The organism is Vibrio sp. FE10, from assembly GCF_030297155.1.
In the GTDB taxonomy this organism is placed as follows: domain Bacteria; phylum Pseudomonadota; class Gammaproteobacteria; order Enterobacterales; family Vibrionaceae; genus Vibrio; species Vibrio apostichopi.
Genome location: NZ_AP028067.1, coordinates 2805254 through 2818825, shown reverse-complemented (window position 1 = coordinate 2818825; position 13572 = coordinate 2805254). Strand labels below are relative to the sequence as shown.

Below are 13572 nucleotides of genomic sequence, written 5' to 3'. Positions count from 1 at the left end.
CCATGAAACTGAATTTCTCTTTATACCGTTACAACCCAGATGTGGACCAGAAGCCTTACATGAAAGAGTACACCCTAGAGGTGGAAGAAGGTTCTGACATGATGCTATTGGACGCGCTTATTCTTTTGAAAGAGCAAGATCCAACGATTTCATTCCGTCGCTCATGCCGTGAAGGTGTATGTGGTTCTGATGGTTTGAACATGAATGGTAAAAACGGATTGGCGTGTATCACGCCGCTGTCTGCACTTTCTGGCCAAGATAAGATCGTAATTCGCCCACTTCCAGGTTTGCCTGTTGTGCGTGATTTAATCGTAGACATGACTCAGTTCTACGATAACTACGAAAAAGTTAAGCCGTTCTTAGTGTCTGATGGCAATGTGCCACCGGCTCGTGAAAACCTACAAAGCCCTGATGAGCGTGCTCATTTAGATGGTTTGTATGAATGTATTATGTGTGCATGTTGTACGACTTCATGCCCATCATTCTGGTGGAATCCAGATAAATTCATCGGACCAGCTGGCCTACTTGCAGCGTACCGTTGGCTAATAGATAGCCGAGATACGGCGACAGACGAACGTCTGTCCGATCTTGATGATGCATTTAGCGTTTTTCGTTGCCATGGCATCATGAATTGTGTAAGTGTTTGTCCTAAGGGATTAAATCCGACGAAAGCGATTGGTCACATCAAGACCATGCTCGTGAATCGTTCGGTTTAAGTTATATAAAAATTGCCGCCCTAGAAGTTTTGGGGCGGCCTTTTAATAGCTCGGCATAGACCGCAGCAAACGTGAAAACTACTGGTTAAGGGAAAATATGCACAACGGCGTGATGAAGGCATGGCTCGAGTCTTCACACTTGGCTGGCGCCAATGCAACGTACGTAGAAGAACTCTACGAACTGTATCTAAGTGACCCCGACTCGGTAAGTGACGAATGGAGAAGCGTATTTGAAGAATTGCCTGTGCAAGCTTCAGAAGCGGTGGAACAACCACACTCTCGCGTTCGTGAATACTTCCGTCGACTCGCTCAAGAAACAAAGCATTACAGTGTCCAAGTTAGTGATCCTGATGTCGATGCGAAACAAGTAAAGGTTCTGCAACTGATTAATGCTTATCGATTCCGAGGGCATCAAGCAGCAAACCTAGACCCCCTAGGTTTATGGAAAAGAGATACAGTCGCTGAACTGGATCCTTCTTTCCACACTCTTACCGAAGATGACCTCAATGAGACATTTAACGTCGGCTCTTACGCTATTGGCCAAGAGACGATGGTGCTTAGAGATTTGTACAAATCTTTAAAGCAAACTTATTGTGGTTCGATTGGTGCTGAATACATGCACATGACTAACACAGAGCAAAAGCGTTGGATTCAACAACGTTTAGAGTCTGTTTCTGGTCAACCCTCTTTCGATAAAGAAGAAAAGCAAGCTTTCCTAGAAGAGCTAACTGCTGCTGAAGGTCTTGAGCGCTATCTTGGTGCTAAATTCCCAGGCGCAAAACGCTTCTCATTGGAAGGTGGTGATGCGTTGATCCCAATGACGAAGGAAATTATTCGTCATGCTGGTGGTCAAGGCATGCGTGAAGTTGTTGTTGGTATGGCTCACCGTGGTCGTCTAAATATGTTGGTCAACGTGCTTGGTAAAAAGCCACAAGACCTATTTGACGAATTTGCGGGTAAGCACGACGACACATGGGGAACCGGTGATGTGAAATACCACCAAGGTTTCTCTGCTGACTTCGCTACGCCACGTGGGAATGTTCACTTAGTATTAGCATTTAACCCGTCACACTTAGAAATCGTAAACCCAGTAGTTATTGGTTCGGTTCGCGCACGTCAAGATCGCTTAGACGATAATGATGGCAGCCGAGTACTACCAATTACTATCCATGGCGATTCTGCAATTGCAGGCCAAGGGGTTGTACAAGAGACATTTAACATGTCACTTGCTCGTGGTTTCTGTGTGGGTGGTACGGTTCGTATCGTTGTGAATAACCAAGTTGGTTTCACAACTTCTAACCCTCGCGATACTCGTTCTACAATGTACTGTACTGACATCGCGAAGATGGTTCAGGCACCGATTTTCCACGTAAATGCAGATGATCCAGAAGCGGTTGCTTTTGTTGCTCGTCTAGCGCTGGATTACCGTAATACATTTAAACGTGATGTTGTTATTGACTTGGTTTGTTACCGTCGCCACGGTCACAACGAAGCCGATGAGCCGAATGCAACTCAGCCTTTGATGTACCAAAAAATCAAGAAGCACCCAACACCACGTAAGCTATACGCTGATGTGCTGATGGAGCGCGGGGAATTTGGTATTGATACGGCAACTCAACTCGTTAACGAATACCGCGATGCCCTTGATCACGGTGAAGTTGTAGTTAAAGAGTGGCGCCCAATGGCCATGCACTCTGTTGACTGGTCTCCATACCTAGGTCATGACTGGAACATCGAGTGGGACAACAAAATTGATATCGAGCGCCTGAAAGAGCTGGGTTCAAAAATTTGTCAGTACCCTGATAGTCACAAGCTTCAAAGCCGTGTAAATAAACTGTACAACGATCGTACTGCCATGATTAATGGTGAGAAACAAGTCGATTGGGGTATGGCGGAAACACTGGCGTATGCAACGCTTGTTGATGACGGAAAGCGTATTCGTATTTCTGGCCAAGATTCAGGTCGTGGTACATTCTTCCACCGTCACTCTGTACTTCATAACCAAACTGACGCAAGCACGTATGTTCCTCTGGCGAACATTCATGACAAGCAAGGGCCATTCCAAGTGTTTGACTCGGTATTGTCAGAAGAAGCTGTGTTGGCATTTGAGTACGGCTATGCAACTGCAGAGCCAAGTGGTCTAACCCTTTGGGAAGCACAATTTGGTGACTTCGCAAACGGTGCACAAGTTGTTATTGACCAATTTATCTCGTCAGGTGAGCAAAAGTGGGCGCGTTTATGTGGTCTAACAATGCTGCTTCCTCACGGTTATGAAGGTCAAGGCCCTGAGCACTCTTCTGCTCGTCTTGAACGTTACCTTCAGTTATGTGCTGAACAAAACATGCAGGTTATTGTTCCTTCAACGCCAGCTCAGGTTTACCACATGATTCGTCGTCAGGTCGTTAGACCAATGCGTCGTCCACTGATTGTAATGTCACCTAAGTCATTGCTTCGTCACCCACTGTGTACGTCTTCTCTTGAAGATCTTGCAGACGGTACGTTCCAACCAGCTATCGCAGAAATTGATGATCTGGCTCCTGAGAACGTAAAACGCGTCGTGTTCTGTTCAGGTAAGGTTTACTTTGACCTCCTTGACCAACGACGTAAGAACGAGCAAGACGATGTCGCTATTGTACGTATTGAGCAACTTTACCCGTTCCCTTACGAGGACGTGAGAGCTGCAATCGCTCAATACACAAATGTAGTCGATTACGTTTGGTGTCAAGAAGAGCCACAAAACCAAGGTGCTTGGTACAGTAGCCAACATAATTTCCGAGCTGCTATCCCAGTGGGTGCTGATATTCAATACGCAGGTCGTCCTGCATCAGCGTCACCAGCTGTTGGCTATATGTCGGTACACTTGAAACAACAAAAAGCGTTAGTAGACGACGCTTTGACCCTACTTAAGAACTAGAAGTAAAAGGAAAATACAGACATGACAATTGAAATTCTGGTTCCAGATTTACCTGAATCTGTGGCTGATGCAACAGTAGCGACTTGGCACAAAAAACCAGGCGAAGCCGTTGCACGTGATGAAGTCATTGTAGACATCGAAACAGATAAAGTAGTTCTAGAAGTACCGGCTCCTGAAGCGGGTGTTCTGGAAGCTATCATTGAAGAAGAGGGTGCTACGGTACTTTCTAAACAGCTTCTTGCGAAAATCAAACCTGGTGCTGTCGCTGGTGAACCAACGAAAGACACGACTGAAGATACAGAAGCTTCTCCTGATAAGCGCCACAAAGCGGCACTTACAGAAGAAAGCAACGACGCACTAAGCCCTGCTGTTCGTCGTCTTCTTGCAGAACACAACCTACAACCAGCTGACGTTAAAGGCACTGGTGTTGGTGGTCGTATTACTCGTGAAGACATCGACGCACACCTAGCAGCAGCGAAAGCGGCTCCGGCAGCAGCATCTGCACCTGTAGTTGAAGCGCCAGCAGCAGCTCGCAGCCAAAAACGCGTGCCAATGACTCGCCTACGTAAGACAGTTGCAAACCGTCTTCTAGAAGCGAAGAACAGCACAGCGATGCTGACTACTTTCAACGAAGTGAACATGAAGCCAATCATGGACCTTCGTAAGCAGTACAAAGACCAATTCGAGAAGCGTCACGATACGCGTCTTGGTTTCATGTCTTTCTACGTGAAAGCAGTAACAGAAGCGCTGAAACGTTTCCCTGAAGTTAACGCGTCTATTGATGGTACAGATATCGTTTACCACAACTACTTCGACATCAGCATGGCAGTATCAACGCCACGTGGTCTAGTGACTCCAGTACTGAAAGACTGTGACACACTAGGTTTCGCTGACATCGAAAAAGGCATCAAAGAGCTAGCAATCAAAGGCCGTGACGGCAAGCTAACTGTTGATGAGCTGATGGGCGGTAACTTCACTATCACGAACGGTGGTGTATTTGGCTCTCTAATGTCTACGCCAATCATCAACCCGCCTCAAGCGGCAATTTTGGGTATGCACAAAATCCAAGATCGTCCAATGGCTGTTGATGGCAAGGTTGAGATCTTACCAATGATGTACCTAGCGCTTTCTTACGATCACCGTCTAATCGATGGCCGTGAATCAGTTGGCTTCCTAGTGACAATCAAAGAGCTTCTAGAAGATCCTGCACGTCTGCTATTAGACGTTTAGTATCTCTAAAACGTCTAGTTAACCCAGTTAGCTAGACGTAAAAAGTTTCAAAGGCTAGGCTGCTCAACGTCTGGCCTTCACTTGAACTGTAAAGCCATTAGAAAATGGACAGCAGTTGATTTGAGAAGACCCTACAGACGTACCACAGGAAACTGTGTCGTTATGGAAATAATAATCCCTTAAGGGAAAATAAACGGAATATCAAAATGAATTTGCATGAATACCAAGCCAAACAGCTGTTTGCAGAATTCGGTTTGCCTGTACCAGAAGGTTTCGCATGTGATACAGCACAAGAAGCTTTCGAAGCTGCAGGCCGTATCAGTACAGCCAAGAAAGTCGTTAAGTGTCAAGTACACGCTGGTGGTCGCGGTAAAGCGGGCGGCGTAGAGCTACATGACACTAAAGAAGGCGTTAAAGAGTTTGCACAAAAGTGGCTAGGTAAAAACCTAGTGACTTACCAAACAGACGCTAATGGTCAGCCTGTAACAAAGATCCTAGTTGAAGAAGCATCGAACATTGCTAACGAGCTTTACCTAGGTGCTGTTGTTGACCGTGCAACTCGCAAAATTGTATTCATGGCGTCAACTGAAGGCGGTGTGGACATTGAGAAAATCGCTGAAGAAACTCCAGAGTTGATTCACCAATCTGCGATCGATCCTCTAGTGGGCCCTCAAGCTTACCAAGGCCGTGAACTGGCATTCAAACTTGGCCTAGCTGGCGATCAAATTAAACAGTTCGTTAAGATCTTCATGGGTCTTGGTGAAATGTTCGCTCAGTACGACCTAGCTCTACTAGAAATTAACCCGCTTGTTATTACAAATGAAGGTAACCTTCTTTGTCTAGACGGCAAGATCAACATTGACTCAAACGCAATGTACCGTCAGCCAAAGCTTCGTGAAATGCACGATCCTTCACAAGAAGACGAGCGCGAAGCGCACGCAGCTCAGTGGGAACTGAACTACGTAGCACTTGATGGCAACGTTGGCTGTATGGTTAACGGTGCAGGCCTTGCTATGGGTACGATGGATATCGTAAACCTACACGGCGGCAAGCCAGCAAACTTCCTTGATGTAGGCGGCGGCGCAACAAAAGAGCGTGTAGCTGAAGCATTCAAGATCATCCTTTCTGATGACAATGTTAAAGCAGTACTAGTAAACATCTTCGGTGGCATCGTTCGTTGTGACATGATCGCTGAAGGTATTATTGGCGCAGTTAAAGAAGTTGGCGTAACAGTTCCTGTAGTTGTTCGTCTAGAAGGTACCAACGCAGACCTAGGTCGCGAAGTACTTGCTAATTCTGATGTTGATATCATTGCTGCTGTATCTCTAACAGATGCTGCTCAGAAAGTTGTTGCTGCTGCGGAGGCTAAATAATGTCTGTATTAATTAACAAAGACACTAAAGTAATCTGTCAGGGTTTCACTGGCGGTCAAGGTACATTCCACTCAGACCAAGCTATCGCATACGGTACGCAAATGGTTGGTGGTGTTTCACCTGGTAAGGGTGGTCAAACTCACCTAGGCCTTCCTGTATTCAACACAGTACGTGAAGCAGTAGAAGTGACTGGCGCAACAGCAACAGTTATCTACGTACCAGCACCTTTCTGTAAAGATGCAATCCTAGAAGCGATTGATGCAGGTATCGAACTGATCGTAACGATCACTGAAGGTATCCCTACTACAGATATGATCGACGTTAAAGTGAAGCTAGAAGAAACTGGCGTTCGCATGATCGGTCCTAACTGTCCAGGTCTTATCACTCCAGACGAGTGTAAGATTGGTATCATGCCTGGTCATATCCACAAGAAGGGTAAAGTAGGTATCGTATCTCGTTCAGGTACTCTGACGTACGAAGCAGTTAAGCAAACAACAGATGAAGGCTTTGGTCAGTCTACATGTGTTGGTATCGGTGGTGACCCTATCCCAGGTTCAAACTTCATTGATATCCTAAAACTTTTCCAAGAAGACCCAGAGACTGAAGCAATCGTAATGATTGGTGAGATCGGCGGTACTGCGGAAGAAGAAGCTGCTGAGTTCATCAAAGCAAACGTAACTAAGCCAGTTGTATCTTACATCGCTGGTGTTACTGCTCCTCCGGGCAAACGTATGGGCCACGCTGGCGCAATCATCTCTGGCGGTAAAGGTACTGCTGAAGATAAATTCGCAGCACTAGAAGCAGCAGGCGTTAAGACTGTTAAATCTCTTGCTGACATCGGTAAAGGCCTACGTGAAATCACGGGTTGGTAATCAGCTGGCTTTTATCGAATGAGATAGGAGCTAACTGAACGATATAAGAAAGGCTTGGTCATTGACCAAGCCTTTTTCTTTTGTAACTGATTACTTTGTATAACGATTCTTTTGTAAACGACTGCCGCATCAACGGTTGTGTTGTTAAAAGTCAGAATGAACTCCGACTTTTCTCTTTAGGCGCGGGTTCTGTACATTTGAGACAACATAAACATTGCCGCAGCACTGATAACAACAGAAGGTCCGGCTGGTGTGTCGTAGAACCATGACAAGCTCAATCCTCCGAACACAGCGATAGAACCAATTATCGATGCAAGGAATGCCATTTGTTCGGGTGTGTTGGCGAACTTTCTTGCCGTTGCTGCAGGAATGATAAGTAGTGATGTCATGATTAACGCACCAACAAACTTCATACCTACCGCAATTACGATACCCACAAGTAACATCAAAATAAGACGCATTAAATCAATGTTAATACCGTCAACCGCCGCGAGATCTTCGTTAACGGTCGTTGATAATAGTGGTCGCCAAAAGATAGCTAATACCACCCCAATCACAGCAGCACCCGCATAGATAAACACTAAATCCGTTGGAGATACCGCAAGCAAGTCACCAAATAGGTAGCTCATCAAGTCAACACGAACATTGTCTAAGAAGCTGACTGCTACAAGACCTAATGAGAGTGCACTGTGCGCCAAAATACCGAGTAGGGTATCGGTCGCGACCAGCTTTTGCTTTTGTAACGTAACCAGCAACACCGCCAGCATCAAACAACAAATCAGCAGTGCTAAGTACAAGTTAATATTGAATAAGAAACCAAGCGCTAAGCCCATTAGAGAGGCGTGTGCAAGGGTGTCACCAAAGTAGGCCATCTTGCGCCACACCACGAACGAACCCAGCGGACCAGCAATAAGAGCAATGCCTAAGCCTGCAAGAATAGAAGGTAAAAGAAACTCAAGCATTAGTGGTGGTGTCCGTGTTTATGGTTGGAGCAGTCGTGCACATCCCCAGAAACTGGCTGGCCTGCCAAATCATGGTGATGGTGGTCATGTTGGTGGTGGTAGAAAGCCAAACTCTCTTGAACCGCAGTACCGAACAAGGCGATATAAGAAGGGTGGTGTTTGATATCAGCTGGTGCGCCCGAGCAACAGATATGGTGATGCAAACAGATTACATCGTCTGTTTTTGCCATGACTAAATGCAAGTCGTGTGAAACCATAAAGACAGCGCAACCAAAACGGTGACGAATGGAATCTATCAGGTCGTAAAGATCGATTTGTCCCTGAACATCAACACCTTGTGCGGGTTCATCAAGAACGAGCAGGTCGGGTCTTTTCAAAAGAGAGCGAGCGATCAGCACGCGTTGGTTTTCGCCACCAGACAGTTGATGCATGTTACTTTTCATTAGGTGCTCAGCACCTACTAACATCAAAGATTCTATAATTTCTTGTTTGCTGAACTTTCCGGTGAGCTTAAGGAAGCGCTCCACATTGAGAGGTAGAGAATCGTTCAGCTTTAGCTTTTGAGGAACGTAACCAATTTTTAATTTTTTTGATTTGGTGATCTTTCCTGAATATTTGTGCTGGAGCCCTAGTAGTACCTTAACTAAGGTTGATTTTCCCGCGCCATTTGGCCCAATTAGGGTAGTGATTCTGCCACGCTCTAAATTTAGAGAGATGTTGTCTAAAACTTTTCGACCGTCAAATTCGACGTTCACAGAATCTAGTTGGATTAAGTTATCCATGAATAGAACTCATTTGCAATTCGCTAATGTTATAATGTAACATTTACCTCAAGCCTAAGCTACTTTTCTATTATCGAGGGATTATGTCACGTTCATCTTTTATACTTGCTACTTTGCTTTTAGCGCCAAGTGTTGCAAGTGCCAATACTATTTTAACAAGTTTTAAACCAATTCAAATGATTGTGACGGAATTAACGCAAGGCGTTAGTGAACCGGGTGTGTTGATGAACAGCAACGCTTCGCCGCACGATTATGCGCTTAAACCATCTGATGTGAAAAAAGTTCATAGTGCGGATATGGTCGTTTGGTTTGGTCCTGACCTAGAAGCCTTCTTGACTAAGGTGATTGGTTCAAAAGAGAACGTTATCCAGATCAGTGAGATTCCTGGTATTAACTTGAGAGAGTTCGGACATGAAGAGCATGATCACGATGCTCATGAAGGGCACAATCACGGCAGCCACGACCCTCATTTTTGGTTAGGTATCGACCAAGTTGAAGTAGCAGCAAAATACATCTCAGCTAAGTTGATTGAAACTGACCCTGACAACGCAATGGCGTATCAAGAGAACCTAGACTCATTCTTGATTGCATTGAAAGAGAAGCAACAGTCTATTCGTGAGCAACTTGCGCCAGTCAAAGACGAAGGTTATTACGTGTTCCATGATGCGTATGGCTATTTTGAGCAAGAGTTTGAGCTGAATAACCTAGGTCACTTTACGGTAAGCCCTGAACGTAAACCGGGTGCAAAAAGCCTAATTGCTATTAAGAAAACGCTGGTACGTGAAAATGTTCAGTGCGTGTTCTCTGAGCCGCAATTTACACCTGCTGTAATCGAGTCAGTGACGCGTGGCAGTAACGCTAAACAAGGTCAACTTGACCCGATCGGCTCAAGTGTTGAAGTGAAGAGTGGAAGTTATTTCGATTTTCTTCAACAACTTACAGACAGCTACACAAGCTGCTTAAGTGCAAAGTAATCAATAGCGAGTATTTTTTATTCTACTTTGCTCTCGATAATTTATGAATCATGCCGCTTTTTGCGGCATTTTCGTGACCGCTAAGATAAAACCTTCCAACAAACAAGAAACCTTCTTCCTCCTTCGATAATTTCCGCTAAAATAGAAAGATAATAATAAGCACAAAAAAACTCAACTTCTGTGTAAACAATAATGAGACATTATTGCGACAGATACCTCACGTGTTGTTGCTGTTCAGGATTAAACGTTGTTTCAAATTATCTTAAGAATGTTCATGTTAATGAGCGTTTCATTTAACGTATTAGCGGTAAATACCTCACCCTCTGTTTTTTATCCTTTGCCAGTTCAGGCGCAGGGGAATTTCCTTGCGGCCAAAAATCTCTATCTAGGTGCTGGTGGTGGATTATGGATCCATGATGTGCATGGGAAAGTGCTCTTTTATGATGGTCGAGCTCTACTTCCGCGTAAGGGAAGTCTTCTGCAGTTTTCATCGGAAAGCGTTGCTTTTCTTAACGATGAGTTTTGGACGTTTTTCGACAACGAGGTCTATCGACATAGCCCTGGTATCGGCAATGAACTTGCCTTCAGTTTGAGCCCTGGTGCTGAGATCGCTAATATCGGTGCGTCTGGTGACTTTATTTGGGTCACGGATGGCGCTAATTTCTATACGTATAACACCCAATCTTTAGAATTTAATACCTATTCACTGCTTAAGTTGTACCGATATAACAACAGCAGCGATATTACGATTAACGATGCTGAGTGGGTATTGTCGAAGTGGGTCTTAGCGACCAGTGCTGGTGTCTATCTTTCTGACCAACAAGAGTTTACGCACATCACGGCATCGGAAAAGAATCACATAGAAACGGTTTATTTCTCTAACACTCGGCGTGAACTCGTCATCGGCACCTTAAATGGTGCGGTCATTGTCGATCTCTCGAACCCAGATCAAGTGACGTATGTTCGTGGGTCACATGTGCTATCCCTTGCTGAAACCTCTGACCAATATTGGATTGGTACTGAGCATGGGTTAGTGAGTTACAATTTTATCACGGGACAAACGACTCACTTCAAGCGTGCGACCAATCAAGATTTTTCGTTACCGGGTGAGAAAATATACTCGCTGATTAATGATCATGCTGGTGGTATGTGGGTCGCGACCAATAATGGTATTCGCTATTTTTCATTGTTTAGTAAGACTTTCTCTCGAACGCCACTTAACGGAATGGGGATGCACTCGAGTAGTGTTGTGATTAACAAAGTGCAGCCTGTTGATGAACATTTATCTTGGGTCGCGTCATCTATGGGCCTGTATTTGGTCGATTCACAAAGTGAAGATCTTCCAATTCGTGTTTATACAAAACCCGTTCAAGATTTTGAGGTCTTAGGTTCTTCAATCTGGATAGCCACCGAAGAGGGCATTCTCAGTTTTAATACCCAGACGTTGGATCCTGAGCCGCTTGAATTGCCGAGAGCGATTCAGGGTGTTCATGTTGAGAACTTTGCTCTGCAGCCTAACCAAGTTTTGTGGATGACGTCGGGACAAAGTCTGTATTCTTTATCAATCCCGACCATGCAGTTAGCGTCTTATGGTACAGATTGGTTAGTTGATAAGTTTCTCCCCGCAAAAATTACAGACCTCAATATAGGCTTGCAAGGCAGTGTTTACATCGGCACGGATCATGGCTTTTATTCATTTATCGATAAGAGAATCAGTTTCAGTCGTTCGAGTGAGCGATTTGGCAAAGTTGTCGATATTGAGCAAGCAAAGGACGGTTCTCAGTGGTTTGCTGGCAGTTACGGTGTGTACCGAATTCCTTATGACAGCAACATCATCGAAGAGATCGCTCTTGTCGAAGACAATATCAGCCCGAATTGTTTAATCAGCGATGACAATGGTGTGTGGCTAGGATCATCGAAGGGGGTCAGCTATTACGGGCTCGATGGTCAGTTGCATAAACACATCGGTTCTCCATTTGGCTTGATCACCAATGAATTAGCGGCGGGCGCTTGTGAGTTGTTTTACAGTGAAGAAAATCAATCGTCTAGACTCGTTTTAGGCTCTAAGTATGGCGTGGTAAGTGCATTGTCCAATGAGTTACTGGTATCGACGACACCTCATAGCCGAGCCTTATTAAGCAAGATCAGTGTTGACCAAGAAACCGTATCGCTTGGCGGAAGAACGGTTGATTTAAAAGAGATACCTTATGGCTCTTCCATTGGCTTCAAGCTTGGTATTTTACCCGCGACGTTTGCTCCAGCGATGGAGTATAGGCTCAACGACAATGAGCCTTGGAGCGAGTTTGAGGGAGGCTTACTCACGCTAGACCACTTGCTTCCCGGTGACTACACGCTCGAAGTGAAGCCGGTGAAGGACTCGCATTATCGTTTTGTTTCCACCAATCAAAGTTTCTCGATAGCTGAGCCTTGGTATCTAAGTAATTGGGCAGCCGCGAGTTTCTTGATACTTCTTATTTGTGTGGTCACCATTCTAGTCTTCTGGCGTTCACGCTACGTGACTTTTGCCAATAGACATTTAAAAGCGCAAGTCGCTTTAAAGACCGATCAGTTAAGGCATCAAAGTCGGATTCTATTAACGACCAATCAACAACTCAAAAAGCAACTGTCTGTTAAAAATGTACTGGTTTCTCATACAGCGAAAGAATTGTCCGCTGAAGTAAACCAAATTGCTGTCATGTTACCCAACTGGAATGATGACCATGGTAAATCCCCGATCCTAGCGTTAAAAAACGGTTTAGCTCAATTGAGTAATAGCCAAGAGGGAGAGGGAACGGTTTGTTACGACGTGATTTTGATCTTGGAGTCGGTACTCAAAGCTTGGAAGGATGACTTAACCAAAGCGGGAATAGAGCTCGATATCAGCGTTGAAACCAAGCATCGACATGTGTCGCTGTTGTATTTTAATCTCGATATTATCTTTAATAGCTTGGTCGCGAGTATCATTAAGCGAAATTTCAAATCGCAGAGTATGGTGATATTGGTTGAAGAGGTTAAAGGTCATCTTGTCGTTACGATAAGAGATCATGGCATGCCTTTCCCTAAACTGGCATCAGCGATTAACGACAGCAGTGGAAAATCAACCGATCTTAATATTGAAAAGCTGCCCTTATTGATGAATCAAAGTGGTGGCGAACTTAATGCATTCATCTCGGATTCTCAAAATAAAGTCCAGCTGTCTTGGCCAATTGAATATCAAGTATTGCAAAACCTTGAGGCGAGTACCATAGAGCAAATCGAGACGATTAAGCACACGACTTCAAGCTCAGAACAACAAAAAGTGAGTGCGGAACAAGAGTGGAAAAACAAAGTTTCACAGCTTGTGAGTGAACACTACGCTGATGCAGAGTTTGGTACAGCAACTGCTGCGAAGTACTTGTTTATGTCTGAGAGAAGCTTACAACGACGCTTTAAACTAGCTTACCACAAGACATTCAAGGAACACTTGAATGAAGTTCGTCTTGAACATGCTTGTGAGCGCTTACTCGCAGGAGAAAAAGTGTCAGACGTAGCCTTTGATTCTGGATTCAATGACCCATCCTACTTTAGCCAAAGGTTTAAGCATCACTTTGGTATGTCTCCCTCTAAGTTTGCGGAAAACAACGAAGAGTAGTGAGCTGCGGATTCACTCTGCTTCCACATAGATAAAGATACTCTAAGCCTCGACATTCGTGTTGGGGCTTTTTTATGTTCATACGAGATAGAGATAGAGATAGAGATAGAGATAGAGA

At 44.7% G+C, this 13572-nt stretch carries 9 protein-coding genes; 7 read left to right on the top strand and 2 right to left on the bottom strand.

The features are described from left to right. Positions 1 to 2: 2 nt before the first annotated feature. The 5 genes from QUF19_RS12510 (at position 3) to sucD (ending at position 7105) form a co-directional block, all read left to right on the top strand. A complete protein-coding gene (locus QUF19_RS12510; protein ID WP_009847320.1) occupies positions 3 to 716 on the top strand; it encodes a succinate dehydrogenase iron-sulfur subunit in 714 nt (237 codons plus the stop codon). A gap of 97 nt (positions 717 to 813) precedes the next feature. Beyond that, positions 814 to 3630, top strand: coding sequence for a 2-oxoglutarate dehydrogenase E1 component (sucA, locus tag QUF19_RS12505; protein ID WP_286294280.1), 2817 nt, complete (start codon positions 814 to 816; stop codon positions 3628 to 3630). Positions 3631 to 3651: 21 nt separating this feature from the next. Beyond that, positions 3652 to 4860, top strand: coding sequence for a 2-oxoglutarate dehydrogenase complex dihydrolipoyllysine-residue succinyltransferase (gene odhB, locus QUF19_RS12500; RefSeq protein ID WP_017106130.1), 1209 nt, complete (start codon positions 3652 to 3654; stop codon positions 4858 to 4860). A 206-nt stretch (positions 4861 to 5066) separates the two neighbouring features. Next, positions 5067 to 6233, top strand: a complete 1167-nt coding sequence (gene sucC, locus QUF19_RS12495) for an ADP-forming succinate--CoA ligase subunit beta (protein WP_004734210.1) — start codon at positions 5067 to 5069, stop codon at positions 6231 to 6233. Next, positions 6233 to 7105 (top strand): succinate--CoA ligase subunit alpha, encoded by an 873-nt coding sequence (sucD, locus tag QUF19_RS12490; protein ID WP_004734209.1) that lies wholly within the window; start codon positions 6233 to 6235, stop codon positions 7103 to 7105. Before sucC ends, sucD begins: the two co-directional genes overlap by 1 nt. A gap of 176 nt (positions 7106 to 7281) precedes the next feature. On the opposite strand, the gene znuB is transcribed toward sucD, so the two are convergent. Both znuB and znuC read right to left on the bottom strand, forming a co-directional pair. Continuing rightward, the gene (znuB, locus tag QUF19_RS12485) at positions 7282 to 8067 is read right to left on the bottom strand and encodes a zinc ABC transporter permease subunit ZnuB (protein WP_102436327.1); all 786 of its coding nucleotides are present in this window, start codon (positions 8065 to 8067) and stop codon (positions 7282 to 7284) included. After that, positions 8067 to 8849 carry a zinc ABC transporter ATP-binding protein ZnuC gene (gene znuC / locus QUF19_RS12480; RefSeq protein ID WP_286294269.1) on the bottom strand — a complete coding sequence of 261 codons (783 nt, stop codon included), beginning with the start codon at positions 8847 to 8849 and terminating at the stop codon, positions 8067 to 8069. Before znuC ends, znuB begins: the two co-directional genes overlap by 1 nt. A gap of 83 nt (positions 8850 to 8932) precedes the next feature. Here znuC and znuA point away from each other — a divergent pair, with 83 nt between their 5' ends. Continuing rightward, positions 8933 to 9823 carry a zinc ABC transporter substrate-binding protein ZnuA gene (gene znuA, locus QUF19_RS12475; RefSeq protein WP_286294268.1) on the top strand — a complete coding sequence of 297 codons (891 nt, stop codon included), beginning with the start codon at positions 8933 to 8935 and terminating at the stop codon, positions 9821 to 9823. A 280-nt stretch (positions 9824 to 10103) separates the two neighbouring features. Further along, positions 10104 to 13454 carry a helix-turn-helix domain-containing protein gene (locus tag QUF19_RS12470; RefSeq protein WP_286294267.1) on the top strand — a complete coding sequence of 1117 codons (3351 nt, stop codon included), beginning with the start codon at positions 10104 to 10106 and terminating at the stop codon, positions 13452 to 13454. The last annotated feature ends 118 nt before the right edge of the window (positions 13455 to 13572 follow it).

Excerpts from the sequence above, each read along its gene's own strand:
- QUF19_RS12510 (WP_009847320.1), top strand. The coding sequence starts at position 3 with ATGAAACTGAATTTCTCTTTATACCGTTACAACCCAGATGTGGACCAG.
- sucA (WP_286294280.1), top strand. The coding sequence starts at position 814 with ATGCACAACGGCGTGATGAAGGCATGGCTCGAGTCTTCACACTTGGCT.
- odhB (WP_017106130.1), top strand. The coding sequence starts at position 3,652 with ATGACAATTGAAATTCTGGTTCCAGATTTACCTGAATCTGTGGCTGAT.
- sucC (WP_004734210.1), top strand. The coding sequence starts at position 5,067 with ATGAATTTGCATGAATACCAAGCCAAACAGCTGTTTGCAGAATTCGGT.
- sucD (WP_004734209.1), top strand. The coding sequence starts at position 6,233 with ATGTCTGTATTAATTAACAAAGACACTAAAGTAATCTGTCAGGGTTTC.
- znuB (WP_102436327.1), bottom strand. The coding sequence starts at position 8,067 with ATGCTTGAGTTTCTTTTACCTTCTATTCTTGCAGGCTTAGGCATTGCT.
- znuC (WP_286294269.1), bottom strand. The coding sequence starts at position 8,849 with ATGGATAACTTAATCCAACTAGATTCTGTGAACGTCGAATTTGACGGT.
- znuA (WP_286294268.1), top strand. The coding sequence starts at position 8,933 with ATGTCACGTTCATCTTTTATACTTGCTACTTTGCTTTTAGCGCCAAGT.
- QUF19_RS12470 (WP_286294267.1), top strand. The coding sequence starts at position 10,104 with ATGAGCGTTTCATTTAACGTATTAGCGGTAAATACCTCACCCTCTGTT.